Origin of the sequence: Bradyrhizobium sp. CCGB20 (assembly GCF_024199855.1) — a bacterium.
Classification (GTDB): Bacteria; Pseudomonadota; Alphaproteobacteria; order Rhizobiales; family Xanthobacteraceae; genus Bradyrhizobium.
This window is the reverse complement of sequence record NZ_JANADN010000001.1, coordinates 6081682-6106505: the sequence shown is the minus strand read 5'-3', so window position 1 is coordinate 6106505 and position 24824 is coordinate 6081682. Positions and strand designations below refer to the sequence as shown.

Annotated in this window: 30 protein-coding genes; 23 read left to right on the top strand and 7 right to left on the bottom strand. The window is 65.3% G+C overall.

Annotated elements, in window-relative coordinates; translation table 11 throughout:
- Nucleotides 1–31 precede the first annotated feature (31 nt).
- Nucleotides 32–814 carry a 3-oxoadipate enol-lactonase gene (gene pcaD, locus NLM15_RS28660; RefSeq protein ID WP_254120984.1) on the bottom strand — a complete coding sequence of 261 codons (783 nt, stop codon included), beginning with the start codon at nt 812–814 and terminating at the stop codon, nt 32–34.
- A gap of 28 nt (nt 815–842) precedes the next feature.
- Nucleotides 843–2198: a 3-carboxy-cis,cis-muconate cycloisomerase gene (locus tag NLM15_RS28655; RefSeq protein ID WP_254120982.1), complete on the bottom strand. Its 1356-nt coding sequence runs from the start codon at nt 2196–2198 to the stop codon at nt 843–845.
- A 170-nt stretch (nt 2199–2368) separates the two neighbouring features.
- Between NLM15_RS28655 and NLM15_RS28650 the strand changes: the two genes are divergently transcribed.
- From NLM15_RS28650 to NLM15_RS28605, 10 genes are all read left to right on the top strand, one after another.
- On the top strand, nt 2369–2815 hold the full coding sequence (locus NLM15_RS28650; RefSeq protein WP_254120980.1) for a carbon monoxide dehydrogenase subunit G: 447 nt from the start codon (nt 2369–2371) through the stop codon (nt 2813–2815).
- A 146-nt stretch (nt 2816–2961) separates the two neighbouring features.
- Nucleotides 2962–3447 carry a (2Fe-2S)-binding protein gene (locus tag NLM15_RS28645; protein WP_008137528.1) on the top strand — a complete coding sequence of 162 codons (486 nt, stop codon included), beginning with the start codon at nt 2962–2964 and terminating at the stop codon, nt 3445–3447.
- A 32-nt stretch (nt 3448–3479) separates the two neighbouring features.
- Nucleotides 3480–4286, top strand: a complete 807-nt coding sequence (locus NLM15_RS28640) for a xanthine dehydrogenase family protein subunit M (protein WP_254120978.1) — start codon at nt 3480–3482, stop codon at nt 4284–4286.
- 61 nt (nt 4287–4347) lie between these two features.
- The gene (locus tag NLM15_RS28635; RefSeq protein ID WP_254120976.1) at nt 4348–5286 is read left to right on the top strand and encodes a MoxR family ATPase; all 939 of its coding nucleotides are present in this window, start codon (nt 4348–4350) and stop codon (nt 5284–5286) included.
- 69 nt (nt 5287–5355) lie between these two features.
- On the top strand, nt 5356–6558 hold the full coding sequence (locus tag NLM15_RS28630) for a VWA domain-containing protein (RefSeq protein WP_254120974.1): 1203 nt from the start codon (nt 5356–5358) through the stop codon (nt 6556–6558).
- Between the two features lie 10 nt (nt 6559–6568).
- Nucleotides 6569–6892, top strand: a complete 324-nt coding sequence (locus NLM15_RS28625; RefSeq protein WP_008564652.1) for an XdhC family protein — start codon at nt 6569–6571, stop codon at nt 6890–6892.
- Between the two features lie 2 nt (nt 6893–6894).
- Nucleotides 6895–7596 (top strand): XdhC family protein, encoded by a 702-nt coding sequence (locus NLM15_RS28620; RefSeq protein ID WP_254120972.1) that lies wholly within the window; start codon nt 6895–6897, stop codon nt 7594–7596.
- Nucleotides 7593–9197 carry an NTP transferase domain-containing protein gene (locus NLM15_RS28615; RefSeq protein ID WP_254120971.1) on the top strand — a complete coding sequence of 535 codons (1605 nt, stop codon included), beginning with the start codon at nt 7593–7595 and terminating at the stop codon, nt 9195–9197. The genes NLM15_RS28620 and NLM15_RS28615 overlap by 4 nt, the downstream gene beginning before the upstream one ends.
- A gap of 215 nt (nt 9198–9412) precedes the next feature.
- Nucleotides 9413–9802 (top strand): DUF4189 domain-containing protein, encoded by a 390-nt coding sequence (locus NLM15_RS28610; RefSeq protein ID WP_254120970.1) that lies wholly within the window; start codon nt 9413–9415, stop codon nt 9800–9802.
- A 79-nt stretch (nt 9803–9881) separates the two neighbouring features.
- Nucleotides 9882–10292: a DUF2000 family protein gene (locus NLM15_RS28605; RefSeq protein ID WP_254120969.1), complete on the top strand. Its 411-nt coding sequence runs from the start codon at nt 9882–9884 to the stop codon at nt 10290–10292.
- Between the two features lie 152 nt (nt 10293–10444).
- On the opposite strand, the gene NLM15_RS28600 is transcribed toward NLM15_RS28605, so the two are convergent.
- The 3 genes from NLM15_RS28600 to NLM15_RS28590 are packed head-to-tail and all read right to left on the bottom strand — an operon-like array spanning nt 10445 to nt 11664.
- Complete coding sequence (locus tag NLM15_RS28600) at nt 10445–10858, bottom strand: GFA family protein (RefSeq protein ID WP_254120968.1); 414 nt, start codon at nt 10856–10858, stop codon at nt 10445–10447.
- Nucleotides 10859–10870: 12 nt separating this feature from the next.
- Nucleotides 10871–11332, bottom strand: coding sequence for an SRPBCC domain-containing protein (locus tag NLM15_RS28595; RefSeq protein ID WP_254120967.1), 462 nt, complete (start codon nt 11330–11332; stop codon nt 10871–10873).
- Nucleotides 11329–11664, bottom strand: a complete 336-nt coding sequence (locus tag NLM15_RS28590; protein WP_254120966.1) for a helix-turn-helix transcriptional regulator — start codon at nt 11662–11664, stop codon at nt 11329–11331. The genes NLM15_RS28595 and NLM15_RS28590 overlap by 4 nt, the downstream gene beginning before the upstream one ends.
- Nucleotides 11665–11773: 109 nt before the next feature.
- Between NLM15_RS28590 and NLM15_RS28585 the strand changes: the two genes are divergently transcribed.
- The 10 genes from NLM15_RS28585 to NLM15_RS28540 all read left to right on the top strand — a co-directional run bounded on the left by NLM15_RS28585 (nt 11774) and on the right by NLM15_RS28540 (nt 21294).
- A complete protein-coding gene (locus NLM15_RS28585) occupies nt 11774–12469 on the top strand; it encodes a TetR/AcrR family transcriptional regulator (RefSeq protein ID WP_254120964.1) in 696 nt (231 codons plus the stop codon).
- Nucleotides 12466–13383 carry an HlyD family secretion protein gene (locus NLM15_RS28580; RefSeq protein ID WP_254120962.1) on the top strand — a complete coding sequence of 306 codons (918 nt, stop codon included), beginning with the start codon at nt 12466–12468 and terminating at the stop codon, nt 13381–13383. Before NLM15_RS28585 ends, NLM15_RS28580 begins: the two co-directional genes overlap by 4 nt.
- Nucleotides 13380–14312 (top strand): ABC transporter ATP-binding protein, encoded by a 933-nt coding sequence (locus tag NLM15_RS28575; RefSeq protein WP_254120960.1) that lies wholly within the window; start codon nt 13380–13382, stop codon nt 14310–14312. Before NLM15_RS28580 ends, NLM15_RS28575 begins: the two co-directional genes overlap by 4 nt.
- On the top strand, nt 14309–15472 hold the full coding sequence (locus NLM15_RS28570) for an ABC transporter permease (RefSeq protein WP_254120958.1): 1164 nt from the start codon (nt 14309–14311) through the stop codon (nt 15470–15472). The genes NLM15_RS28575 and NLM15_RS28570 overlap by 4 nt, the downstream gene beginning before the upstream one ends.
- 30 nt (nt 15473–15502) lie before the next feature.
- Nucleotides 15503–16810 carry an adenylate/guanylate cyclase domain-containing protein gene (locus tag NLM15_RS28565; RefSeq protein WP_254120956.1) on the top strand — a complete coding sequence of 436 codons (1308 nt, stop codon included), beginning with the start codon at nt 15503–15505 and terminating at the stop codon, nt 16808–16810.
- A 145-nt stretch (nt 16811–16955) separates the two neighbouring features.
- The gene (locus tag NLM15_RS28560; protein WP_254120955.1) at nt 16956–17183 is read left to right on the top strand and encodes a hypothetical protein; all 228 of its coding nucleotides are present in this window, start codon (nt 16956–16958) and stop codon (nt 17181–17183) included.
- A 127-nt stretch (nt 17184–17310) separates the two neighbouring features.
- A complete protein-coding gene (locus tag NLM15_RS28555; protein ID WP_254120953.1) occupies nt 17311–18042 on the top strand; it encodes a GntR family transcriptional regulator in 732 nt (243 codons plus the stop codon).
- A 51-nt stretch (nt 18043–18093) separates the two neighbouring features.
- Nucleotides 18094–19335, top strand: coding sequence for an MFS transporter (locus tag NLM15_RS28550; RefSeq protein ID WP_254120951.1), 1242 nt, complete (start codon nt 18094–18096; stop codon nt 19333–19335).
- Nucleotides 19336–19357: 22 nt separating this feature from the next.
- Entirely contained in the window at nt 19358–20257 is a 900-nt protein-coding gene (locus NLM15_RS28545) for an amidohydrolase (protein WP_254120949.1), read from the top strand.
- Nucleotides 20258–20379: 122 nt separating this feature from the next.
- Nucleotides 20380–21294: a PhzF family phenazine biosynthesis protein gene (locus NLM15_RS28540; protein ID WP_254120947.1), complete on the top strand. Its 915-nt coding sequence runs from the start codon at nt 20380–20382 to the stop codon at nt 21292–21294.
- Nucleotides 21295–21340: 46 nt separating this feature from the next.
- Here NLM15_RS28540 and NLM15_RS28535 read toward each other — a convergent pair whose 3' ends face one another.
- Entirely contained in the window at nt 21341–21802 is a 462-nt protein-coding gene (locus tag NLM15_RS28535) for a DUF488 family protein (RefSeq protein ID WP_254120945.1), read from the bottom strand.
- Nucleotides 21803–21811: 9 nt separating this feature from the next.
- The gene (locus NLM15_RS28530; protein ID WP_254120943.1) at nt 21812–22648 is read right to left on the bottom strand and encodes a DUF72 domain-containing protein; all 837 of its coding nucleotides are present in this window, start codon (nt 22646–22648) and stop codon (nt 21812–21814) included.
- A gap of 100 nt (nt 22649–22748) precedes the next feature.
- Here NLM15_RS28530 and NLM15_RS28525 point away from each other — a divergent pair, with 100 nt between their 5' ends.
- From NLM15_RS28525 to NLM15_RS28515, 3 genes are all read left to right on the top strand, one after another.
- Complete coding sequence (locus NLM15_RS28525) at nt 22749–23144, top strand: hypothetical protein (RefSeq protein ID WP_254120942.1); 396 nt, start codon at nt 22749–22751, stop codon at nt 23142–23144.
- Nucleotides 23145–23232: 88 nt separating this feature from the next.
- On the top strand, nt 23233–23430 hold the full coding sequence (locus NLM15_RS28520; protein WP_254120941.1) for a hypothetical protein: 198 nt from the start codon (nt 23233–23235) through the stop codon (nt 23428–23430).
- 260 nt (nt 23431–23690) lie between these two features.
- Nucleotides 23691–24824 carry a glycosyltransferase family 2 protein gene (locus tag NLM15_RS28515; RefSeq protein WP_254120940.1) on the top strand — a complete coding sequence of 378 codons (1134 nt, stop codon included), beginning with the start codon at nt 23691–23693 and terminating at the stop codon, nt 24822–24824.

The window sequence follows — 24824 nt, the reverse complement described above, 5'->3', positions numbered from 1 at the left end:
TCGCTGCGCTCGCAATGACGACGTTGTGTGGTCAGCGTTGCGTCAAAAAGCCCACCACCGCGTCAGTGAACGCGTGCGGCTGCTCGACGTTGGAAATGTGGGCGGCGTCGATGATGGTCATGCTGGCGCCGGGAATGTTCGAGCGGATCAGCTCACCCGCCGAGATCGGCGTCGCCATGTCGTGGCGGCCGGCGATCACCAGCGTCGGGCTCTTGATCTTGGCGAGCATCTCGCGCTGGTCGAGCGTCGACAGCGCCTCGCAGCAGGCGAGATACCCCTCGACCGGGGTGGCGAGCAGCATCGACTTCATCCTGGCGGTGATATCAGGCTCGCGCTCGCGGAAATCCTGCGTCAGCCAGCCCGCGATGACGGCGTCGGCAACCGCCGCGATGCCGCCCTTCTTCACGGCGTCGATGCGTTCCAGCCATTTGGTCGGCTCGGCATAATAGCAGGAGGTGTTGGCGAGGATGAGCTTGCCGAATCTTTCAGGCGCATTGGCGCCCAGCCATTGCCCGACCATGCCGCCCATCGACAGGCCGCACCAGTGCACCTTCTCGATGTTGAGGTCGTCGAGGATCGCCAGCACGTCGCGGCCGAAGCGCTCCATCGTATAGGGGGCGGGCGGCACGTTCGACTTGCCGTGGCCGCGGCGGTCGTAGCGGATGACGCGAAACACCTGCGTCAGCGCCTTCATCTGCGGCTCCCACATCTGAAGCGTGCAGCCGAGCGAGTTCGACAACATCAGCGTCGGCCCGCCGTCGCGGCCCTCGACGGAGACGTTGATCAGGCAACCGTCGGCATCGATCATGGGCATCGTGGCGTCTCCGTCGTATCTGCGGTTTTTATTCGCGATCGAGGCTGTTGAGCAGCCGGTCGATCAAAGCTTGCGATGCCCCTTGATAGGCCATCGGCTCGAACAATGCCGCAATTTTTTCCGGCGTCAGATGCGCGGTGACTTGCGAATCGGCCGAGAGCACCTCGCGCAGATGCTTCTTCTCGGCAACCGCGCGCTTGCTCGCGGCCTCGACTAGATGATGCGCATCGCTCTTGCCGATCTTGTCGGCGAGCGCAAAGGTGACCGCTTCCGCCATAATCAGGCCGTGGGTCGCATCGAGATTGCTGCGCATGCGCGCGGCATCGACGTCAAGGCCCTCCGCGATGTCGACGATGGCGGCGAGGGCGCCGGAGGCGACCAGCATCAATTGCGGCAGCGTCGGCCATTCCGCGTGCCAGGGCCCGGCGCTGCGCTCATGGTCCTGCACCTGAGCGGCGAACAGTGTCGCAGCGAGTTGCGGGGCCATGGTCGCTGCGCCCAGCGCGCTGGCGGCCGCGACCGGGTTGCGCTTGTGCGGCATGGTCGAGGAGCCGCCGCGGCCTTCGCCGGCGGGCTCGAAGGCTTCGCCGACATCGGTCTGCATCATCAGCGAAACATCGCGCGCGATCTTGCCGCAGCTTCCGGCGAGAATCGCAAAGCATGATGCGGCTTCCGCGATCCGGTCGCGATGGGTGTGCCAGGGCGCTTCCGGCAGCGGCAGGTTCAGCTCCTGCGCCAACCGCTCTGCCACCGCGAGGCCCTTGTCGCCGAGCGCCGCGAGCGTGCCGGCCGCGCCGCCAAATTGCAGCGCAAGGCCCTCGCGGGAGAGCCGCCGCAGGCGGCAGCGGGCGCGGGCGAGGCTTGATGCGTACTCGGCGGCCTTCAGCCCGAACGGCATCGGCAGCGCGTGCTGAAGCCAGGTCCGCGCCACCATCGCGGTGTTGCGATGGCTGCGCGCCAGCGCCGCAAAGCCCCTGATGGCGCGGCTGAGGTCGGCGTCCAGCACCTCGATGCCGGCGCGCAATGTGAGCATGGTCGCGGTGTCGATGACATCCTGGCTGGTCGCGCCCCAATGCACGTAGCGCGCGGCCTCGGCGTCAGCCTTGCCGACACTGGCGGTCAGCGCCTTGACCAGCGGAATCGCAAGATTGCCGGATCGCGTCGCGGCCTCGGCCAGCGCGGCCATGTCGAAGGTATCCGCCTTGCAGGCGGCCTCGATCGGGCCCACCGCGGATGCGGGAATCACGCCGGTGGCGACCTCGGCCCGTGCCAAAGCTGCCTCGAAATCGAGCATGTTCTGGAGGGTAGACCGGTCGTCGCAGACCGCGCGCATGGCTGCGCTCGACAGCATCGGCGCGAGCAGGGGGGAGAGGGATGTGCTCATATCGTGCGGGACCTAACCACCATGCCCCGCCTGTGCCAATCCCAAACCATCAGCGCAAGCTTTTTGCAGTTGCGAATATGCATTGCACGTGACCCAGGGCCGCCCTTTCCTTTGCGGCCTCCGTGCGTTACTTGATCAGCATTATAGTGACGCATCCCGGGAGGCACCCCATGGCCATGACGATGAACGGCGAAGTCCAGCTTGCGGCGCCGCGCGAGGCCGTGTGGGAGAAGCTCAATAATCCAGAGGTGCTGAAGGCCTGCATCCCCGGCTGCGAGGAGCTGGAGAAAACCGACGACGGCGGCTTTCGCGCGACGGCGAAAATGAAGGTCGGGCCGGTGTCGGCGCGCTTCAAGGGCAAGGTCACGCTCTCCGATCTTGACCCGCCGAACGGCTACAAGATCTCCGGTGAAGGCGAGGGCGGGGTGGCCGGCTTCGCCAAGGGCGGCGCCGTGGTCAAGCTGGCGGAGAAGGACGGCGGCACGCTGTTGTCCTACGACGTCGAGGCGCAGATCGGCGGCAAGTTGGCGCAGCTCGGCCAGCGCCTGATCAACGGCACCGCCAAGAAGCTGGCCGACGAATTTTTCGCGAACTTCGCCAAGGCGGTACAGGGCTGAACCCCGGCTTCAGCACTGCGCCTTTTGGCATGGCCGCTTGCGCCCCGGGCGATGTTGCCCCGGGGCATAATGGCCCATATGATGGGTTGGAATAATTATAAGAACCGCTTCGACGGGACCCGTCGGGGCGCTGACAGAGAGTGCTTATGGCAAAAATCTCCCTCATCGTGAACGGCAATCCTGTTACGGCCAATGTCGATCCCCGCACCTTGCTGGTGCAGTTCCTGCGCGAGAATCTGCGCCTGACCGGCACCCATGTCGGTTGCGACACCTCGCAGTGCGGCGCCTGTGTCGTGCATCTCGACGGTAAGGCCGTGAAGTCCTGCACCACGCTGGCCGTGATGGCCGACGGCCACGAGGTCAAGACGATCGAGGGACTGGCCGCCGACGGAGCGCCGCTGCACCCGATGCAGGAGGCCTTCCGCGAGCACCACGGCTTGCAGTGCGGCTTCTGCACGCCCGGCATGATCATGACCGCGATCGACATCGTCCATCGCAAGGGCAACGAGCTCGACGACCACACCATCCGCGAGGAGCTGGAAGGCAATCTCTGCCGTTGCACCGGCTACCAGAACATCGTCGCGTCGATCTCCGCCGGCGCCAAGGCGATGGCGAAATCCGATCTCGCGTAACCGCGCGCGCATTCTGCGATCAGGACATTCAGATGTACGAATTCAAATATCATCGCCCTGGGACCGTTCGCCAGGCCGCCAACCTCCTGGTGAAGAACGAAGACGCCAAGGTGATCGCCGGCGGCCACACGCTGATTCCCGTCATGAAGCAGCGCCTCGCCAGCCCGCCGCATCTGGTCGACCTCTCCCACATCGAGGGGCTCGACACGATCGAGATGAAGGGTCGCGCGCTCGTGATCGGCGCCACCGCCAGGCACGCCGAGGTCGCAAGCTCCGCGATCGTCGGTGAAGCCATTCCGGCGCTGGCGAGCCTTGCCGGCCAGATCGGCGATCCCGCCGTGCGCCACAAGGGCACGATCGGCGGCTCGCTCGCCAACAACGATCCGACCGCGGACTATCCGGCCGCGGTGCTCGCGCTGGGTGCCACCATCGTCACCAACAAGCGCCGCCTCAAGGCGGAAGAGTATTTCCAGGGCCTGTTCACGACGGCGCTCGAAGCCGACGAGATCATCACCAAGGTGATGTTCCCGCTGCCGAAGAAGGCGGCCTACATCAAGTTCCGCAACCAGGCCTCGCGTTACGCGCTGGTCGGCGTGTTCGTGGCGCGGCGTCCGTCGGACGTGCGGGTCGCCGTCACCGGCGCCGGCTCGGAAGGCGTGTTCCGTGTCACCGCGTTCGAGGAAGCCCTGAAGAAGCGCTTCGCCGCGAAGGCGCTTGATGGCATCGAGGTGCCGGCGGACGGCCTCAACAGCGACATCCACGGCAGCGCCGAATACCGCGCGCATCTCATCGGGGTGCTGACGCGGCGCGCCCTCGATGCCGCCAATGCCAAGGAGTGAGTGAACCTCACGCCTCGGCCATACTTGTCCCCGGTGAGGGCGTAGCGAGACTGGCTTTTTCATGACCTCAGCGGCCAATACGTCCGGTGCCAATACTTCAGTTGTATTGCCGGCATCGGTCGATGCGATGCTCGAACTCCTGACGTCGCGCGGCTACCTCGCCGAGCGGTCCTTGGCGACGGTGACCTATCTGTCGCTGCGCATGGGGCGTCCGCTGTTCCTGGAAGGCGAGGCCGGCGTCGGCAAGACCGAGATCGCGAAAGTGCTGTCGGCAGCTCTCGGGCGGAAGCTGATCCGGCTCCAGTGCTACGAAGGCCTCGACGTGTCCTCCGCGGTCTACGAGTGGAACAGCGCCGCGCAGATGATCGCGATCCGGATGGCGGAAGCCGCCGGCGACACCGACCGCGAGCAGCTCTCGAGCGACATCTTCGCCGATCGCTACATGATCAAGCGGCCGCTGCTCCAGGCGCTGGAGCCCGACGTTGCCGGTCCGCCCGTGCTGCTGATCGACGAGCTCGACCGCGCCGACGAGGCGTTCGAGGCGTACCTGCTCGAAATCCTCAGCGACTTCCAGGTGACCATCCCCGAATTCGGCACCGTGAAGGCCCCGCACCCGCCGATCGTGATCATCACCTCCAACCGCACCCGCGAGATCCACGACGCGCTGAAGCGGCGCTGTCTCTATCACTGGGTCGACTATCCGGCCGCCGAGCGTGAGCTCGCGATCGTCAAGACGCGCGTGCCCGGCATCTCGGCAAAACTGTCGCAGCAGGTCGTGCGCTTCGTCCAGGCGCTGCGTAACCAGGACTTCTACAAGTCGCCCGGCGTCGCCGAGACCATCGACTGGGCGACCGCGCTGTCGGAGCTCGATGCCCGCTCGCTGACCCCGCAAGTGGTCGGCGACACGCTGGGCGCGCTGCTCAAGTACCAGGACGACATCACCCGGATGCAGGGCGATACCCTGCAGAAGGTGCTGAAGGAAGCGACGAGCGAGAATTGACGCTCCGCGTCACGACTGAGCTCGTCATTCGGCGCGCCGCGACGGGATGATGAGTGAGAGTGCTGAACCATGGCCATCAACCACCTGGCGCCCGAGCAAACCGAGCAGTTCGCCGATAACATCGTCGGGTTTGCCCGTGCGTTGCGAGCAGCGAGCATGCCGGTCGGGCCGGGGGCGGTGATCGACGCCATGAGCGCGCTCCAGGTGATCGACATCGGCAACCGCGCCGACGTCTTCACCACGCTGGAGGCGATCTTCGTCAAGCGCCACGAGCATGCGCTGATCTTCAAGCAGGCCTTCAACCTGTTCTTCCGCGCCTCGGAAGAGTGGAAGCACATGCTGGACTCGGTGCCGCTGCCGGAGCAGGCCAAGAAGAAGCCGCAGGCCGGCGCCCGCCGCGTGCAGGAGGCGATGTCGCAGCCGCGCATGACCGAGACGCCGCAGCACCAGGAGCAGGATCTGCGCCTGTCGGTCTCCGACAAGGAGATCCTTCAGAAGAAGGATTTTGCGCAGATGAGCGCGGCCGAGATCACCGAAGCGCTCCGCGCCATCGAGCGCATGCACCTGCCGCAGGCCGAGTTGCTGACGCGCCGGCACCGACCCGATCCGCGCGGGCTGCGCCTCGACCTGCGCCGCACGCTGCGCGCATCGCTCCGCACCGGCGGTGACATCATCGACATCCATCGCCTGGGGCGTATCGAGAAGCCGGCGCCGATCGTCGCGCTGCTCGATATCTCGGGCTCGATGAGCGAGTACACCCGCCTGTTCCTGCATTTCCTGCATGCCATCGGGGACGCGCGCAAGCGCGTCTCGGTGTTCCTGTTCGGCACGCGGCTGACCAACGTCACCCGTGCGCTGCGCCAGCGGGACCCTGACGAGGCGCTGGCAAGCTGCTCGGCCTCGGTCGAGGATTGGGCCGGAGGCACCAGGATCTCGGCCTCGCTGCACAACTTCAATAAATTGTGGGCGCGGCGCGTGCTGAGCCAGGGCGCCATCGTGCTCCTGATCTCGGACGGACTGGAGCGGGAGGCCGATTCCAGGCTCGCCTTCGAGATGGACCGGCTGCACCGGTCCTGCCGGCGGCTGATCTGGCTCAACCCGCTGCTGCGGTTCGGCGGCTTCGAGGCCAAGGCGCAGGGCATCAAAATGATGCTCCCGCACGTTGACGAATTCCGGCCCGTGCATAATTTGAGTTCGATCCAGGAGCTGATCACCACGCTCTCCCGGCCGCTGCCGCCGCATCACCGCAGCCTGATCCGCTCCGTAGCCTGAGAGGCCAAACATGCTCGATCGCGACGAGGATATCCTGAAGGCGGCGGAGGACTGGCAGAAGGCCGGCCGCGGCGTCGCGCTTGCCACCGTGGTGGAGACCTGGGGCTCGGCGCCGCGCCCTGCGGGCTCGAGCCTCGTCATCAACGACGAGGGCACCTTCCTGGGGTCGGTCTCCGGCGGCTGCGTCGAGGGCGCCGTGGTCACCGAGGCCATGGATGTGATCGAGAGCGGCAAGCCCAAAATGCTGGAGTTCGGCGTGGCCGACGAGACCGCCTGGAATGTCGGGCTGTCCTGCGGCGGCACCATCCGCGTTTTCGTCGAGAAGGTCGGCTAGCCGTGAAGCTCGCAATCCTGCACGAACTCAACGCCGAGCGCGCCGCGCGCCGGGCCGCCATTCTGGTGACGGATACCGAGAACGGCGAGCAACGCCTCGTGAAGGCGAATGACTTCGCCAAAGATCCGCTGCGGGCCGAACTGGAAAAGCAGCTTCGCATGGGCAAGAGCGCCAGTGTCGAAGCCGGCGGCAAGAAACTGTTCCTCAATGTCTACGCGCCGACCGCAAAACTCGTCATTGTCGGCGCGGTCCATATCAGCCAGGCGCTTGCACCGCTGGCGCGCTCGCTCGGTTATGACGTCACCGTGGTCGATCCGCGCACGGCGTTTGCGAGCCCCGAGCGCTTTCCCGACATTCCGCTCGTCGCCGAATGGCCCGACACGGCGCTGCCGCCGCTCAATGTCGATGCCTATACGGCTTTCGTCGCGGTGACGCACGATCCGAAGATCGACGATCCCGCGCTGCTGCACGCCTTCGAGCGCAACTGCTTCTATATCGGCGCGCTCGGCTCGCGAAAGACGCATGCCAAGCGCGGCGACCGGTTGCGGGCGCAGGGTGCGAAGGAGAGCGACATTGCGCGCATCCACGCGCCCATTGGGCTGGCGATCGGCGCGGTCTCGCCGTCCGAGATAGCGGTGGCGATCATGGCCGAGATCACGGCGGTGCTGCGCCTGCCACCCAAAGAAAAAGAAGAAGCAGCATGAAGTTCGGACCGGCGAGCCCCAAGGATGCGATCGGCGGGGTGACCGTCCACACCCTGCGCCAGGGACCGCTGGTGCTGAAGAAGGGCACGACCATCGGTCCCGCCGAAGTCGAGGCTCTGGAGCGCGCCGGCATCAAGGACATCGTCGTGGTGCGCATGGAGCAAGGCGACGTCTCCGAGGACGTCGCGGCCGCCGGCATTGCCCTTGCCGTCGGCGGCGAGGGCATCCATGTCGAGCGCGCCTTCACCGGCCGCGCCAATCTGTTCGCCGCGCACCCGGGCGTGCTGGTGATCGACCGCGCCGCGGTCGACCGCATCAACAATATCGACGAGGCAATCACCTTTGCGACGCTCACCGCCTACAAGCCGGTGGTCGAGGGCGAGATGGTCGGCACCGTCAAGATCATCCCGTTCGGTGTCGAAGGCAGTTTGCGCGACGCCGCGGTGAAGGCCGCAGGCCACGACGTGCTGAAGATCGCGCCCTACGTCATCAAGCGCGTCGGCGTGGTTTCGACGCTGCTGCCGGGCCTCTCCTCCAAGGTGATCGACAAGACGCTGCGCGTCACCGCCGAACGGCTCGCGCCGGCCGGCGCCGGCATCATCGCCGAGCGGAGGGTCCAGCACGATGAACGCGCGCTGTCCGCCGCGATCAAGGAATTGCTTTCTCTTAGCGCAGAACTTGTCATCGTGTTCGGGGCGTCCGCGATCGCCGACCGCCGCGACGTGATTCCGGCGGCGGTCACCGGGATCGGCGGCGAGATCGAACATTTCGGCATGCCTGTCGATCCCGGCAATTTGCTGCTGATCGCGCGGGCCGGTGGGGTGCCTGTGCTGGGCGCGCCGGGTTGCGCGCGCTCGCCGGTGGAGAACGGGTTCGACTGGGTGCTGATGCGGCTGCTCGCCGGCATCAAGGTGACGCGCGCCGAGCTGATGGGCATGGGCGTCGGTGGCCTCCTGATGGAGATCGTCACGCGGCCGCAGCCGCGCGCACAGCCCGAAACCGAGGGCAACAGCCAGGTCGCGGCCATCGTGCTCGCGGCGGGACGCTCGACCCGCATGGGCGGGCCGAACAAGCTGCTCGCCGAGCTCGACGGCAAGAAGCTGGTGCGCGTTGCGACCGAGCAGGTGCTGGCCTCGAAAGCATCCGAGGTGATCGTCGTCACCGGGCATCAGGCCGAACTGGTCGAGCAGGCGCTGCAGGGCCTCAACGTGAAGTTCGTGCGCAACCCGGATTTCGCCGGCGGCATAGCAAGCTCGGTCAAGGCCGGCATCGCGGCCGTGTCTGAAGCCAGCGACGGCGCCGTGGTCTGCCTTGGCGACATGCCGCTGATCGATGCCGGCCTGATCGATCGTCTCATCGACGGCTTTGCGCCGGACCGCGGCAACCTCATCGTCGTGCCCGTCAGCGAAGGGCGCCGCGGCAATCCCGTGCTGTGGTCGCGCCGTTTCTTCAAGGAATTGATGACGCTCGACGGCGACGTCGGCGCGCGGCACCTGATCGCCAAGCACACTGAGGCGGTCGCCGAGGTGCCCGTCGATGGCGAGAGCGCCTTCCTCGACATCGACACGCCGCAAGCGCTGGAAGCGGCCCGACGCGGATGACGCTGCCGCAAATGACGGCGCCGTAGGGTGGGCAAAGGCGCGTAGCGCCGTGCCCACCATCTCCCGCCACGCCGTCGTCTACATTTGGTGGGCACGCTTCGCTTTGCCCACCCTACGGCACTTCCCAAGCCTCCGATTTCAACCCTCCGTTCACCATCTGGAAACGACCGCCGCTTACAGTTGGCTCCACCTGCCTTGGGGGGAGGGGTTTTTCCATGGCTTCGAACGTCGTCGCGCGCCGTTGCGCGATGTTTTTCTTTGCGCTGTCGGTTTGTGTTGCCGGCGCCCGTTACATCACCGAAGCCCATGCCGCCGGCGCCTTCGCGGTCGGCAAGTGCGGCGCCTATGGCCAGGCCTTTGACTATCGGGCTGAGCACGAGGCCCGCGCCGCGGCGCAGAAGCAGTGCAAGGGCGATTGCACGACCGTGACGATGAAGCGCGCCTGCGCTGCGATGTCGGTCGATCTGTCAAACCCTTGCGGCGCCTATGGCTATGCCGTCAAGCCGAAGATCTCCGCCTCCCTCAATGCCGCCACGCGCGAGTGCTACAAATACGGCGGCAAGGAATGCGTGATCCGCGCCTGGGCCTGCGACGCGAAGGGTTGATTCCTGAGGGCTAATTCCTCTTGCCGTCATTCCGGGGCGATGGATAGCATCGAGCCTTGAATGACAGTCGGGGAATTCCATGCAGTTCGACACCAAGATCGCCGTCGTGATCCGCACCGATCTTCAGGCCTGGCAGAAGCTCAACGTCGCGTCCTTTCTCACCAGCGGCATCGCCGCGGCCTTTCCGGACTGCATCGGCGAGCCCTATGAGGATGCCTCGGGCACGAAATATCACGCGCTGATCGGCCAGCCGATCCTGATCTACGGCGCCGATACTCCGGCGCTGTCACGCGCGCTCGATCGTGCCCTCACGCGCAACGTCGCGGCGGCGGTCTATACCGAGGACATGTTCAGGACCACGCATGACGCCGCCAATCGCGAGGCGGTGAGGGCGGTGACGCGCACTGACCTCAACCTCGTCGGCATCGCGATGCGTGCCGAGCGCAAGGTGATCGACAAGATCGTCGACGGGCTGAAGTTTCACAGCTAGTGGGCGCGCTCGAGCGCTTCCACGTCGTCATTGCGAGCGCAGCGAAGCAATCCAGAATCTTTCCGCGGAGGCTTTCTGGATTGCTTCGTCGCACCAGCGCAAAATTGCTTCGCAATTTTGTCGCGGGCTCCTCGCAATGACGGAGTGCGTAGCTACCCCGGCGGCATGCCCGCGAATTTCGGCAGCTCCGGATCGAGCCGGTCCCACTCATGCCCGCGCGCCGCATAGGTCACCACCTCAGGCTTGTAGCGGGCGGGCTCGTCGAGGCTGGCGGCGCGGATGGTGAAGATGTCGGGCATGGCCGCGAAGGTCAGGTAGACCGGTAGGCCGCACTGCGTGCAGAAGCCGCGCGTCTTCACGTTGCCGCTGTCGCCGGTCATGTCCCAGTGTTTTGCTTCGCCCGTCAGCGTGACGCCGGCGCGCGCGAAGGTCATGTAGGAGCCGTGGCCGCTGCCGCTTTCACGCTGGCAGTCCCGGCACTGGCAGTGATTGCTGAACAGTGGCTCGCTGGTGATCGAATAACGGATCGCGCCGCAGGCGCAGCCGCCGGTAAAGGGCTTGGTCATCGCGATGTTTCCTCACTCCTCGCTGCTGATCTCGTCGAGCTGACGGACGACCTTCTTCCAGCCGCCACTCATGACCGTGTAGGCGGACTCGTTCCTGGGCATGACGAAGCCCGCGTGGACCAGGCGGATCCGCGTGCCGGCTTCGACCGGGGTGAGGGACCACGTCACGACGGTGTCGAGTGGCGCGCCGTAGCCGGTGTTGCGCTCATCGCCGCCCTTCCAGGCGTAGACGAGGCGACGGTTCGGCACGACCTCCAGAACCCGGCAATGGATCACGCCATCCCAGTTGCCGCCTGGCGTGGTCTGGAACGTGAAGGCGTTGCCTTCGACGGCTTCAAAGCCGGTCGGCTGCATCAGCCAGCGCGCGATGAGCTGCGCGCTGGTGAGGGTTTTCCAGATGGTCTCTGGCGCGTGAGGGAAGACCTCGTCGATGACGATGTCTCTTGTCTCGGCTTTCAACGCGGCTGCACTCACGGATCGATCTCCTTCAAGAGGTCACGCAGGTTCTGGAAGCGCTCGCGCCAGAACACGCCGTAATGGTCCATCCAGGTGACCAGCGGCTCGAGTCCTTGCGGCGCGGCGCGGTAGTAGACGTTGCGGCCCTCGGCGCGCTCGGCGACGAGGCCGGCCTGCTTGAGGGATTTGAGGTGCTGCGAGATCGCGCCCTGGGTGACGCCGCTGCCGCGGGTCAATTCGGCGACGCTGATCTCCTTGCTTTCGAACACGCGCTCGAACACGGCGCGGCGGGTCGGATCGGCGAGGGCGCGCATCACAGTTGTCACGGAATTGGGGGCGGCTTCGATCATGGTCATTCGATTAGTGGAGGCTAATGCATTAGTCAATGCTAATTTATTTGACCAGTTACGTCCGTACTGTTTACTTGACTATGACTGACCGGTCAGTCATAAATTAGGAATGACAATGAAGCCGACCAAAGCCGCCACGCCATCCGCAACTCGCACCGACGCGAAGGGCAAGGCGCCCGATAGCAGCGAAGGGGCACCCGCTTCGAGCCGCGCCGCGCGCGCTGCGGAGCGGCGTGCGGCGATCGTCGAGGCCGCGATGGAGGAGTTCATCGCGCGCGGCTTTGCCGCAACACGGCTCGACGACATCGCCAGGCGCGCGGGCGTGGCGAAGGGCACGATCTACCTGCACTTCAAGGACAAGGAATCGATGTTCGAGGAGCTGGTGCGCACGGTGATCGTGCCTGTCGTGGCGAAGCTCAATGCGCTGCCGCCGCCCACGGGCTCGGTGCGCGATCTCATCGAGGCGTTTGCCGGCAATTTCCTGAAGGAGGTCATCGGCACCCGGCGCGGCGATCTCGTACGCCTGATCGTGGCGGAGGGGCCGCGCTTTCCGTCAGTCGCCGATTTCTACTACCGCGAGGTCGTCTCGCGCGGGATTGCCGGCATGCGCGCGTTGATCGAGCTCGGCATTGCCCGTGGCGAAATCCGTGAAAAGAACCTCGCGCGCTATCCGCAGATCCTGGTCGCACCCGCGATGATCGCGGTGATCTGGCAGAGCTTGTTTGCGCGGCACGCGCCGCTCGACGCGCAGGACATGCTGCGCGTCCATCTCGATTTGATTTTTGGCGAACGGAGGACGACATGAGGTCGTCGCGAACCATCTCTCACCTCATCCTGAGGAGCGCGGAACGCGCGTCTCGAAGGATGCAGGCCCGGCTGCGGCTCCTCGCCCTTCGAGACGCCGCTTCGCGGCTCCTCAGGGTGAGGGTGCGACAGCCCCATCTGCCGCGCCTGTGTGCGATCGCGGTTCTGGCCCTCGCAACCAGCCTTGCCGGCTGCCAGGACAAGCGCGATCCCGGATTTCAGGGCTGGGTCGAGGCCGACATGATCTTCGTCAGCCCGGACGAAGCGGGCCGGGTGACGAAGCTCAATGTCCGCGAGGGCGACGAGGTGAAGGTCGGCGATGCCCTTTATTCCGTCGACGACGACCTCCAGCTCGCCGATCTCAATCAGAACAAGGCGACGCTGGCGAATGCGCAGCAGACCTATGACCGCGCGGCCTCGCTGAACAAGACCGGCTCCGGCACGCAGGCCAATCTCGACTCCGCCGTGTCGGCCTTGCGTGTTGCGGAAGCGCGGGTTGCGACCTCGGAGACGCGGATGGCGCGGCGCAAGGGCTTTGCGCCCGTTGCCGGCACCATCCAGCAGATCTATTTCCGCGAGGGCGAGATGGTGGCGGCGCAGCGGCCGGTACTCTCGATCATGCCGCCCGGCAACATGAAGCTGCGCTTCTTCGTGCCGGAGACCGAGCTGCCGAAACTCACGATCGGCGACACGGTGCGGATCGCCTGCGATAATTGCGCGGCCGATCTCACCGCAAAGATCTATTTCATCGCGACCTCGGCAGAATATACCCCGCCTGTCATCTACAGCCTCGATGAGCGCAACAAGCTGGTCTATCTGATCCAGGCGCGGCCCTCGCGGCCCGATGCCCTGCGGGTCGGCCAGCCGATCAACGTCTACCTCAATCCAAAAACGCCGGTGGCCGACAAGCGATGAACGGCGGCAACGGCATCGCGATCGACGTCAAGGGCCTGACCAAATCGTTCGGCGGACGCGAGGTCGTGCACGATCTGTCGATGCAGGTGAAGCGCGGCTCGATCTACGGCTTCCTCGGTCCGAACGGCTCGGGCAAGACCACGACCATCCGGATCCTCTGCGGCCTGCTCACGCCCGACAGCGGCGAGGGCACCTGCCTCGGCTACGACATCCGCCGCGATGCCGAAAAGATCAAGCGCCAGGTCGGCTACATGACCCAGCGCTTCAGCCTGTATCAGGACCTCTCGGTCCGCGAGAACCTCGAATTCGTCGCGCGGCTCTATGGCCTCGCCGACGCACGCGGGGCTGCGCGCGACATGATCAAGCGGCTCGGGCTGTCGGGGCGCGAAGAGCAGCTCGCGGGCGAGCTCTCCGGCGGCTGGAAGCAGCGCCTGGCGCTGGGGGCCTGCACGCTGCCCAGTCCGAAGCTGCTGTTGCTGGACGAGCCGACCGCCGGCGTCGATCCCAAGGCGCGGCGCGATTTCTGGAACGAGATCCATGCGCTCGCGGCCGACGGCCTCACCGTCCTGGTCTCGACCCACTACATGGACGAGGCCGAGCGCTGCCACGAGATCGCCTACATCGCCTACGGCCATTTGCTTGCGCACGGCACCGTGGAGGAGGTGATCGCGAAGTCCGCCCTGACGACCTACACCGTGACGGGCGAGGACCTTAACGGGCTCCCGGCCGCGCTCACCGGCAAGCCCGGCGTGGACATGGTGGCGCCGTTCGGCACTTCGCTGCACGTTTCCGGGCGCAACGTCGCGGCGCTCGAAGCCAGCATCGCGCCGTGGCGCGAGAAGGCCGGCCTGCACTGGCACAAATCATCGCCCTCGCTCGAAGACGTGTTCATCGAGCTGATGAGCCGCTCCAAGGATAATTTCCAATGAGCACCACTGAGCATCCCGCGCCTCTGCGCGAAATCCGCGAACGCTTCGGTTTCCTGCGGCGTTCTTACGCGATGCTGGTCAAGGAGTTCATCCAGCTCAAGCGCGACCGCGTCTCGTTCGCCATGATCGTGATGCTGCCGGTGATGCAGCTCATGTTGTTCGGCTACGCCATCAACACCACGCCGCACCATCTGCCGAGCGCCGTGCTGCTCCAGGAGGACTCCGATCTCGCCCGCTCGATCCTCAAGGCGCTGGAGAATACGGCCTATTTCCGTTTCCTCTATGAAGTGCACGACGTCGACGATTTCGACAATCTCCTGAAATCGGGCAAGGTGCTGTTCGGCGTCGAGATCCCGCGCGGCTTCGAGCGCGCGGTGCGGCGCGGCGACAGGCCGGCGCTGCTGGTCGCGGCCGACGCGACCGATCCGGTGGCGGCGAGTTCGGCGATCGGCTCGCTCGGCATGGTGGTGCAGACGGCGCTCAAGCACGATCTCTACATCGGCGATCCCCCGGAAATGCCGTTCGAGATCCGCGCGCATGCCCGCTACAACCCGGCGGCAGCCTCCAGCCTCAACATCGTGCCGGGTCTCGTCGGCACCATCCTCACCATGACCATGCTGATCTTCACTGCGCTATCGGTCACGCGCGAGGTCGAGCGCGGCACCATGGAGAGCCTGCTGTCGATGCCGATCAAGCCGGTCGAGGTGATGTTCGGCAAGATCATTCCTTACGTGCTGGTCGGCTTCGTGCAGGCGTTCCTCATCATCGGCATCGGCGTCGGGCTGTTCGGCGTGCCCGTGCTCGGCAACCTGTTCCTGCTGGCGCTGCTCTCGACGCTGTTCATCACCACCAATCTGGCGATCGGCTACACCATCTCGACGCTGGTGCAGAACCAGCTCCAGGCCATGCAGATGTCGATGATGTTCTTTCTGCCGAGCATTCTCTTGTCGGGATTCATGTTCCCGTTCGCCGGCATGCCGGTCTGGGCGCAATATCTCGGCGAAGGCCTGCCGCTGACCCACTATTTGCGCATCGTCCGCGCCATCATGCTGAAGGGTGCGACCATGCAGAATTTGCGCTTCGACGCGCTGGCATTGGCGGCCCTGATGCTGCTCGCCATGACCATCGCCGTGACGCGCTTCCGCCGCACGCTGGATTGAGGCACAATGCCCCGGAATCGAGGGGATGGAATGGTCAGCTTTGCGAGCAGGAGGATGCGGCAGCACGCCGCGCTATCGGAGGATTTCGAGCGCGAGTTGACACGGGAAGTGCTGCGCACCGAGCTGTTGCGCGTGCGGACACTGATCATCACTGGCTGCGTCATAATCTTGTTCCTCACCGCAACCTACCTGATCGACCCTGCTCTCGTGAACCGGGTCTGGCGCGGGACGGAGGGCCTCGTCCACGAATACATCCTCTTGGCGAGCTTCATCCTCTTCGAGATTTGGGTCCACACTCAGATCAGGCGAAACCTCAAGCTCGATCGCGACCTGCCGGTGATCAGGCGCTATATCGGCGCCCTCATCGAAACGTCGCTGCCGACGATCATCCTGATCCTGCAGATTCGCAGCATGGGCGCGAGCGAAGCGCTCGGTTTCGTGCTGCCACTGGTCTATTTCATTTTCGTCATTCTTTCGACGCTGCGGCTCGATTTCTGGCTGTCCACCTTCACGGGATTTGTGGCCGCAGCCGAACTTTTGGCCGTCGCGCTGTATTACAATTCGGCGAACGACGCCGGCGAACCCCTGATCTATTTTCATGTCGTGCGCAGCACCGTCATTCTGATCTGCGGCGTGCTCGCGGGCGCCGTCGGCGCGCGGTTGCGGCGGCAATTTGCGGCGAGCATTGCGGCCACCACTGCGCGCGACCGGGTGACGAACCTGTTCGGCCAGCACGTTTCGCCGCAGGTGGTGGAGCGGCTGATGGCAGAGGGGACGAGCGCAAGCGGCGATCTCCGCCGCGTCGCGGTGATGTTCGTCGATTTCCGCGGCTTCACAGCCGGCGCGCAGTTACGTACCCCGCAGGAGGTGGTCGACCGGCTCGACGGCGCCTTCGCCGTGCTGGTCGACATCCTCGATCGCCAGGGCGGCATCGTGAACAAGTTCTTGGGCGACGGCTTCCTTGCCCTGTTCGGCGCGCCGCTGGAGGCCTCCGATGCCGCGCACCGCGCGGTTGCCGCAGGTCGCGAGATGCTGACCGCGATGGATCGCATCAACGCGCAAACGAGCTGGCGGCTCAGGATCGGCATCGGCATCCATTTCGGCGAGGTCGTCGCCGGCAATATCGGCTCGCCCAGGCGCAAGGAGTACACGGTGATCGGCGACACCGTGAACTTCGCCTCGCGGCTCGAGGCACTCAACAAGGAGCTCGGGTCGCAGCTCCTGATCTCCGCTTCCGTGCGCGAGGCGCTCGGCAAGGACGGCGATGATGCCGTCGCGCTCGGCGAGGTCGAGGTGCGCGGCTACGAGCAGAAGGTCGCGGTGTTCCAGCTGGGATGACGCGCCTTCAAATGCGAGTCGCGTTTCGTTGAAGCGGAGTCGCGGTCCGTTGAACGCGCGTGATGAACGATCTCTGGTAGCTTTCGGATCTCGCACGGTGGAAGCCGAAACATCTCGCCTTCCGTTTGCAATCCGGAGAAAGCCAATGACCCGAATGACCCTTGTTGCGGCCGCGCTGATCGCCGCCGCCGTCACCCAGATGCAGGCCGCATCTGCGCGCCACATTGCCCCGACGCGCGCCGCTGCAACTCAGGCGATGACCGACTCCTGCGTCAGGGCGCCGGCAGAGGGCGCCTATGCCTCTGCGCCCTACAATCAGCCGCCCTGCCTGCCGAATACGGGGTCCTCTTATCCGTATTCGTACGCCTACTAACGATCGTGGCAGACGAAGCCGGGCTGGCGAAAGTGTGCCAGCCTGGCGTCGCGCGCCAATCGTAGTTGTCATGGTGGTATTTTAGTAGCGCTTGACTCGCATTTCATCTAGTCATCTATATGACTATATGAATTCAGCTCCGCACGACGACCGCCTGCCGCGCTACCAGCGCCTGCGTGACGACCTTGCCGCGCGGATCAACCGCAATGAATGGCGGCCGGGCGAGCCGATCCCGTCGGAGGCTGAGCTGGCTGCGCATTACGGCGTCGCCATCGGCACCGTGCGCAAGGCGATCGACCAACTCGTTGCGGATACCGTGCTGGAGCGCCAGCAGGGCCGCGGCACCTTCGTGCGCCGGGCGCGCTTCAACTCCTCGCTCTTCCGCTTCTTCCGCTTCCAGTCCGAGAGCGGCGAGCGGCGCGTGCCGAAGAGCCGGATCATCCGGCGCAAGAGCGCTCCGGCGAATTCGGCCGTTGCGTCGGCGCTGCGCATCCCGGTCGGCGAGCCCGTGATCAGCCTGTCGCGTTTGCGCCTGATCGACGATGTGCCGCTGCTCGCCGAAGAGATCTGGCTCCAGCAATCGCGCTTCGCCCCGATCCTCGAGATCGACACCGCCGAATTCGGCGACCTGCTTTATCCGCTCTACGAGGAGCGCTGCGGGGAGGTGGTAGTGTCGGCCGAGGAAATCCTGACGGTCGAAGCCGCCAACGAGATGCAGGCCCGCCTGCTTCGGCTCGAGGTTCACGCACCATTGATTGTGATCGAGCGCCTCGCGCTCGACCTCGAGCGGCGGCCGATCGAATGGCGCCGCTCGCGCGGGCCGGCCGACCGCTTCCGCTATCACGCCGAGATCCGCTGAAAGCAGCGGTCTTCATCAACAAATCAAGCAACAAGAGTTCAGGGAGTAACAATGTCGAACTGGTACAGCGAAAGCTCGCCGCTGGAGCGGCGCACGTTCTGGGCAAGCTTTGGTGGCTGGGCGCTGGATGCGCTCGACGTCCAGATGTTCGGCCTTGCCATCCCCGCGCTGATCGCGGCCTTCGGCATCAGCAAGGCCGATGCGGGCCTGCTCGGCTCGATCACGCTGTTCTTCGGCGCGTTCGGCGGCTGGATCGGCGGCGCGCTCGGCGACCGTTTTGGTCGCGTCAAAGCGCTTCAGATCACGGTTGCGACCTTTGCGCTCGCGACCTTCGCCTGCGCGTTCGCGATGACCTACACCCAGCTCCTGGTCCTCAAGGCGATCCAGGGTCTCGGCTTCGGCGCCGAATGGGCCTGCGGCGCGGTGCTGATGGCCGAGATTATCCGCCCCGAGCATCGCGGCAAGGCGCTCGGCTCGGTGCAGAGCGCCTGGGCCGTGGGGTGGGGCGCGGCCGTGCTGCTCTCGGCCTTCGTGTTCACCTATGCACCTGCCGACATCGCCTGGCGGCTGCTGTTTGCGCTGGGGATGTTGCCCGCGCTCCTCATCGTCTTCATCCGGCGCGGCTTGAAGGAGCCGCCGCGTGCGGTCGCAGCCGAGAAGACGCCGTTCTTCGCCACGCTCTCGGGCATCTTCCATCGCGACGTGCTGCGCTCGACGCTGATCGGAGGCCTGTTTGGCATCGGCGCCCACGGCGGTTACGCCGCCCTGACCACGTTCCTGCCGACATTTCTGCGCGAAGTGCGGCATCTGTCGGTGCTGGGCTCCAGCGGCTACCTCGCCGTGATCATCGTCGCCTTCTTCTGCGGCTGCGTCGCGAGCGGCATCATCAGCGACCGTATCGGCCGCAGGGCCAATGTCGCCTTCTTCGCCAGCGCCTGCATCATCACCGTACTGATCTACATCTTCGCGCCGCTGACCAATGGCGAGATGCTGCTGCTCGGCTTTCCGCTCGGCTTCTTCTCCGCCGGCATTCCCGCCAGCATGGCCGCGCTGTTCAGCGAGCTCTATCCTGCCGGCGTGCGCGGCACCGGCGTCGGCTTCTGCTACAATTTCGGCCGTATCGTCTCCGCCGCGTTCCCCTTCCTGGTCGGCTATCTCAGCGACCATATCGGGCTTGGACCTGCGATCGGCATCGATGCGGCCTTTGCCTATTCGCTGGTGCTGATTGCGGTCGTGCTGTTGCCCGAAACCCGCGGCAAGGTTTTTGAACAAGCCGCAGCGAGCCGCGCCTGACGCCGGATGGGGAGCAGTCACCATGATGTCCCGGGAGCGCGGCCTGACGCGCCGCCAATTCGGCGCAGGTCTTGTATCGCTCGTGCCGGCCGCGGCCGCCGCGAGCCGAGCGAAGAGTGAGACAAGCTTGCCGACGATCGATACCCATGCCCATGTCTTCCACCGCGGCCTCAAGCTTGCCCCCGGCCGGCGCTATGCGCCCGATTACGACGCGCCGCTAGCGCTCTATCTGGAACAGCTCGACCGCAATGGCATGAGCAACGGCGTGCTGGTGCAGCCGAGCTTTCTCGGCACCGACAACTCCTATCTGGTCGAGTGCCTGAAGACGGCCGGCGGACGCCTGCGCGGCATCGCTGTGGTCGAACCCGCTGTTACCGCGGACGAACTGGGCGCGCTCGATCGCGCCGGCGTAACGGGCATTCGCCTCAATCTCGTCGGCCAACCCTTGCCCGATCTCGCGGCCGGCGAATGGAAGGCGTTGCTCGGAACCGTGAAATCGATGGGCTGGCAGGTCGAGGTCCAGCGCAACGCGTCCGACCTCGCACTGCTTGCGCCGCGGCTGCTCGATCATGGCGTGACCGTCGTGCTCGATCACTATGCGCTGCCAGATCCGAAACTCGGCGTCGGCGATCCCGGTTTCCAGTCGGTCCTGAAGTTAGGGCCGACGCGAAACGTCTGGGTCAAGATCTCGGCACCGTATCGCAACGGCGCGGCAGGCGAGAGTTTCGCCAGGGCGGCCTATCCGCTGCTGCGCGAAGCTTATGGGCTCGACCGCCTGCTGTGGGGCAGCGACTGGCCGCACACGCAGTTCGAGGCGTCGCAAGACTATGCGAAGAACCGTCAATTTCTCGATGCGCTGATCGTTGACCAGAACGAGCGCGCGCAGGTGCTCGCATCGCCGAAACAGCTCTTCCGCTTCTGACTCCTCCTTGCGCGATTGCTCCGAGTGCTCCGAATTTTGGGGCATGACGAGCGATGTTTCCGGCCTGTAGACTGCCGCGCGATGCGCCCGGTCGCGGCCGCGATTGGCATGGGGAAGTGAAGATGCAGCGCCGCTACGTCACCGTCGACGTGTTCACCGATCGCGCCTTCGGCGGCAATCAGCTCGCCGTGGTGCTGGATGCCGGCGGGCTCTCGACCGCGCAGATGCAGGCGATCGCGACCGAGTTCAACTATTCCGAGACGACCTTCGTGCTGCCGCCCAAAAACCCCGGCCACGACGCGGAGGTGCGCATCTTCACGCCGGTGCGGGAGCTTCCCTTTGCAGGTCATCCCAATGTCGGAACCGCCTTCGTGCTGGCCCGGCGCAGCAATGAGCCCTGGCCGCGCCTGCTGTTCGAGGAGAAAGCGGGAATCGTGCCGGTCGAGATCTGGCGGGAGCAGGGCAAGGTCGTCGGCGCCGAGCTGACCGCGCCGCAGCCGCTGGCGCGTCTTGCAAAGTTGACCGCCGCCGAGGTCGCCGCATGCCTGTCTTTGACCGCGGATGACATCAAGACGGATCGACATATGCCCGAGGTCGTCGGCGTCGGAACGCCGTTCGTCGTCGCGGAATTGCATTCGCGCGACGCGGTGCGCCGGGCGAAGCCCGATGCCGCAGCGTTCGGCCGGACGCTGCCGCGCGACGGCGCGTTCGCGATCTATTTCTACACACGCGACATTCCCGCGGCGGAGGCAGGCTGCGATCTCCAGGCGCGGATGTACTTTCCGGGCGCCAGCGGCCTGATCGAGGATCCCGCCACCGGCAGCGCGACAGTCGCCGCCGCCGCCTTGCTCGCCACGCTCGATCGGCTTCGCGACGGCGAGGTGAAGCTCACCATCGGTCAGGGCTTTGACATGGGCCGGCCGAGTATCCTGCGGACGACGGTGGAAAAGCAAGGCGGCGCCCTGCTCGACGCCTATGTCGGCGGCAATTGCATGCAGATGATGGAAGGGACGTTCGAGCTGGCGGGGGAGGGGTAGTTCGTAGCCCGGGCTCACGCAGCGCGCCCCGGAATGACGGCTGCGGCTACACCTGCCGTCCCGCCAGATTCCTCACCGCGACGCCATCGCGCTCCTCGATGATCTCCGCGATCATCTGGCGATGGCAATGGGTGTGGTCGCGCTCGTAGCAGAGCAGGCACACGGGGCCGGCCTTCATCACCAGCGCCGAGAGCTCGTCCATCTCTTCTCTCGCTTGCGGCGTCTTCAAGTGCTTCGCGTAGATCTTCTCCAGCACATCGTATTGCCCGCTGCGCGCGGCGAGGCGGCCCTCTTTGGGCGTGCCGAGGGCGGCGAGATGAACATAGGCGATGCCGCGCTCATCGAGGCCCGCAGAGAGTTGCTTCTTGGAGAATCCGGGCCGCCGCGATGAGGTCACCGCGCGTACGTCGACCACGAGCTTGACGCCGGCCTGTTCCAGCTCGTCCAGCACCGCCTTGGGCGGTGTCTGCTCATAACCGATGGTGAAGAGCTTCTTCGCCTTTGCCATGAACCATCCTCAGCTCACCCGCGCGATCAATTCCATGGCGCCGGCCGGCGCGCGCACCTTGCCCTCGTGGATGACGTAGGCGAACACGTCGCGCGGCTCTTTCTTCGGCTTGGCCTTGTCGACCTTCGGCAGGTCCTCGGGTTCACTTCCCTCGGCCCAGTCCTGAAAGCGCTTGGCCCAGGCATCGAGCTGCTTTGGCGGATAGCATGTCTTCAGCTCGTCGTTGCCCTTCTGCAGGCGCGCGTAGACGAAGTCGCTCGCGACATCGGCGATTGCCGGATATTTGCCGTGCTCGGCGAACACGACGGGCGTCTCGAACTCGCGGATCAGCGCGACGAAGTCCGGCGTGCAAAAGCTGTCGTGGCGGACCTCGACGACATGGCGCAGCGCACGGCCCTCCAGCTTGCGCGGCAACAGCTCCAGGAACTTGCCGAAATCGGCCCCGTCGAACTTTTTCGTCGGCGCGAACTGCCACAGCACCGGGCCGAGACGGTCGCCGAGTTCCAGCACGCCGGAATCGTAGAACCGCTTGATGGAATCACCGGCCTCGGCGAGCACGCGGCGGTTGGTGGCGAAGCGCGGTCCCTTCAGCGAGAACACGAAACCATCGGGCACTTCGCCCGCCCATTTGCGAAAGCTCTCCGGCTTCTGCGAGCCGTAATAGGTGCCGTTGATCTCGATCGAGGTCAGCTTCGAGGCCGCGTAGGACAGCTCCTTCGCCTGCGTCAGCTTCTCCGGATAGAACACGCCGCGCCAGGGCTCGAAAGTCCAGCCGCCGATGCCGATGAAGATGTTGCCGGATTTTTTGGACGCGGTTTTTGCTTTGGCCACGGGAGGATCTCGCATCGACGGGGAGGGACCTCATCCTAATCAAACCAGATGTGATTGGCCAGTTGCCGCGCCCGGTCTAAGCTTTGCGACGGACCCGCGAAAAAGGAGAACAAGAATGCGGATGCTGATGCTGGGAGCGGCGCTCGTCATGATGACATCTGCTGCCATGATATCTTCGGCCACGGTATCTTCGGTCATGGCGGATGACGACGACGCCAAGGGGGCGCAGAAGCTCGCCCAGCAGGGCCGCGACGATTACTGGCATTGCCTGGCGCGGGAATATTCTCGCGACTCCAATCAGGGACTATCGGAACAGGATTTCGGCCGTTCGGTCGCGGGAGCCTGTCCGTCGGAGCGGCAATATTACCGGGTGGCCCTGCTCGACTATCTCACCACGCAATATCCCAACATCGATTCCGGCGCCCATCTCGCCACCGCGAACAGGGCGGTCGAGTCGGCGCAGAAGGACATCGTGACGGCCTTCGTCAAGCACCGGCTGCCGCAGAAGTAGGCCATTCACCGAGGCCGTCCGGGAGCTCTTCCGGCGCCGCGCGCATCCATGGTATCACTGGGCGCATCTGGAACAGGGGTGGGCTTCCATGTCGTCTGAGTCGGTGGGTGGCATTCTGGGCGCGATCGTCGCGGCGGTCGTGCTTGCGGTCGCCATCGTGTTCGGGCCGATCGGCCAGTACGGCAAGCCGCCCAGGCCGGTAAAGGTCGAACCGGCTGCGGCAGCGCCGGCTGTCCCGGCCGCCCCCGTGCCGCGTGGGCCGGTGATCAAGGAAGTCCCGAACTAGCAAGGGTCTGAAAAAGGAGCCTTTTGGCCCTTGCGAAGCGGTTTTGCCGTTCCTATTTAGCTTCTAACGGCGACGTTGAGCGAAAACTCCGGCGCTGGGACGACCTTGGAATAGCCTGGACCTGCGCCGGATGTACGCGCGGTCCGCCGTTCCGGGGTCGTTGGCATTTTAGGGCCCTTTTGGGCCGTTCCCCAGAGAAACCCTCGCTTGGCAGCGCTAGAACTTGGCAGCGCAGGACGCGGCGGATATACGCTCCCGTCATGAATGAAGCGATCAGACCGGGCCCCGACACGTCCCCGCAGGCTCAAGAGGCGCCGGAACTGTCGGTGATCGTCCCGACGTTCAACGAGCGCGACAACGTCACGGTGCTGTACCGGCGGCTGGAGGCGACACTCGCCAACGTCGCCTGGGAAGTCGTGTTCGTCGACGACAATTCGCCCGACGGCACCTGGGATGTCGTGCGCGCACTGGCGCAGCGCGACAATCGCGTACGCTGTGTCCGCCGCATCGGTCGTCGCGGCCTGTCGGGCGCCTGCATCGAGGGCATTCTGGCCTCCAGCGCGCCCTACGTCGCCGTGATCGATGCCGACCTTCAGCACGACGAGACCCAGCTGCCGAAGATGCTGTTGCTGCTCGCGAGCGAGCAGGCCGATCTCGTCGTCGGCAGCCGCTACATCGAGGGCTACAAGAGCGAAGGCTTCAACAAGCAGCGGGCCGGCGCCAGCGCGCTGGCGACCGAGGTCGCAAAGAAGATGCTGCGGGTCGAGATCGCCGATCCCATGAGTGGCTTCTTCATGGTTCGCCGCGACCGTTTCGAGGAGCTCGCGCCGAAGCTGTCGGTGCACGGCTTCAAGATACTGCTCGATCTCGTCGCCTCCGCGCAAGGCACGTTGCGCGCCGTCGAGATTCCCTACACCTTTGGTGCCCGCCAGCACGGCGAGAGCAAGCTCGATTCCATGGTCGCACTAGACTTCCTCGGCCTCGTCCTGGCCAAGCTGAGCAACGACATCGTCTCGCTACGCTTCATCCTGTTCGCAATGGTCGGCGGCATCGGCCTCGTCGTGCATCTGACCACGCTGTTCATCGGACTTGAGCTGTTCAAGGCGCCGTTCGCGGAGGCGCAGGCCGCGGGCGCCGTCGTCGCCATGACCAGCAATTTCGTCCTCAACAACTTCCTCACCTACCGCGACCAGCGGCTGAAGGGCTTCGCGCTGCTGCGCGGCCTGATCGCGTTCTACATCGTGTGCAGCGTCGGCCTGCTCGCCAATGTCGGCGTCGCCTTCTCGGTCTACGACCAGGAGCCGATCTGGTGGCTGGCCGGCATGGCCGGTGCGCTGATGGGCGTGGTGTGGAACTACGCGATGTCCGGACTGTTCGTCTGGCGCAAGAAATAG

Coding starts and splice junctions, on each gene's coding strand:
- pcaD (WP_254120984.1), bottom strand. CDS start 814: ATGCCCATGATCGATGCCGACGGTTGCCTGATCAACGTCTCCGTCGAG.
- NLM15_RS28655 (WP_254120982.1), bottom strand. CDS start 2,198: ATGAGCACATCCCTCTCCCCCCTGCTCGCGCCGATGCTGTCGAGCGCA.
- NLM15_RS28650 (WP_254120980.1), top strand. CDS start 2,369: ATGGCCATGACGATGAACGGCGAAGTCCAGCTTGCGGCGCCGCGCGAG.
- NLM15_RS28645 (WP_008137528.1), top strand. CDS start 2,962: ATGGCAAAAATCTCCCTCATCGTGAACGGCAATCCTGTTACGGCCAAT.
- NLM15_RS28640 (WP_254120978.1), top strand. CDS start 3,480: ATGTACGAATTCAAATATCATCGCCCTGGGACCGTTCGCCAGGCCGCC.
- NLM15_RS28635 (WP_254120976.1), top strand. CDS start 4,348: ATGACCTCAGCGGCCAATACGTCCGGTGCCAATACTTCAGTTGTATTG.
- NLM15_RS28630 (WP_254120974.1), top strand. CDS start 5,356: ATGGCCATCAACCACCTGGCGCCCGAGCAAACCGAGCAGTTCGCCGAT.
- NLM15_RS28625 (WP_008564652.1), top strand. CDS start 6,569: ATGCTCGATCGCGACGAGGATATCCTGAAGGCGGCGGAGGACTGGCAG.
- NLM15_RS28615 (WP_254120971.1), top strand. CDS start 7,593: ATGAAGTTCGGACCGGCGAGCCCCAAGGATGCGATCGGCGGGGTGACC.
- NLM15_RS28610 (WP_254120970.1), top strand. CDS start 9,413: ATGGCTTCGAACGTCGTCGCGCGCCGTTGCGCGATGTTTTTCTTTGCG.
- NLM15_RS28605 (WP_254120969.1), top strand. CDS start 9,882: ATGCAGTTCGACACCAAGATCGCCGTCGTGATCCGCACCGATCTTCAG.
- NLM15_RS28600 (WP_254120968.1), bottom strand. CDS start 10,858: ATGACCAAGCCCTTTACCGGCGGCTGCGCCTGCGGCGCGATCCGTTAT.
- NLM15_RS28590 (WP_254120966.1), bottom strand. CDS start 11,664: ATGATCGAAGCCGCCCCCAATTCCGTGACAACTGTGATGCGCGCCCTC.
- NLM15_RS28585 (WP_254120964.1), top strand. CDS start 11,774: ATGACAATGAAGCCGACCAAAGCCGCCACGCCATCCGCAACTCGCACC.
- NLM15_RS28580 (WP_254120962.1), top strand. CDS start 12,466: ATGAGGTCGTCGCGAACCATCTCTCACCTCATCCTGAGGAGCGCGGAA.
- NLM15_RS28575 (WP_254120960.1), top strand. CDS start 13,380: ATGAACGGCGGCAACGGCATCGCGATCGACGTCAAGGGCCTGACCAAA.
- NLM15_RS28570 (WP_254120958.1), top strand. CDS start 14,309: ATGAGCACCACTGAGCATCCCGCGCCTCTGCGCGAAATCCGCGAACGC.
- NLM15_RS28565 (WP_254120956.1), top strand. CDS start 15,503: ATGGTCAGCTTTGCGAGCAGGAGGATGCGGCAGCACGCCGCGCTATCG.
- NLM15_RS28560 (WP_254120955.1), top strand. CDS start 16,956: ATGACCCGAATGACCCTTGTTGCGGCCGCGCTGATCGCCGCCGCCGTC.
- NLM15_RS28555 (WP_254120953.1), top strand. CDS start 17,311: ATGAATTCAGCTCCGCACGACGACCGCCTGCCGCGCTACCAGCGCCTG.
- NLM15_RS28550 (WP_254120951.1), top strand. CDS start 18,094: ATGTCGAACTGGTACAGCGAAAGCTCGCCGCTGGAGCGGCGCACGTTC.
- NLM15_RS28545 (WP_254120949.1), top strand. CDS start 19,358: ATGATGTCCCGGGAGCGCGGCCTGACGCGCCGCCAATTCGGCGCAGGT.
- NLM15_RS28540 (WP_254120947.1), top strand. CDS start 20,380: ATGCAGCGCCGCTACGTCACCGTCGACGTGTTCACCGATCGCGCCTTC.
- NLM15_RS28535 (WP_254120945.1), bottom strand. CDS start 21,802: ATGGCAAAGGCGAAGAAGCTCTTCACCATCGGTTATGAGCAGACACCG.
- NLM15_RS28530 (WP_254120943.1), bottom strand. CDS start 22,648: ATGCGAGATCCTCCCGTGGCCAAAGCAAAAACCGCGTCCAAAAAATCC.
- NLM15_RS28525 (WP_254120942.1), top strand. CDS start 22,749: ATGCGGATGCTGATGCTGGGAGCGGCGCTCGTCATGATGACATCTGCT.
- NLM15_RS28520 (WP_254120941.1), top strand. CDS start 23,233: ATGTCGTCTGAGTCGGTGGGTGGCATTCTGGGCGCGATCGTCGCGGCG.
- NLM15_RS28515 (WP_254120940.1), top strand. CDS start 23,691: ATGAATGAAGCGATCAGACCGGGCCCCGACACGTCCCCGCAGGCTCAA.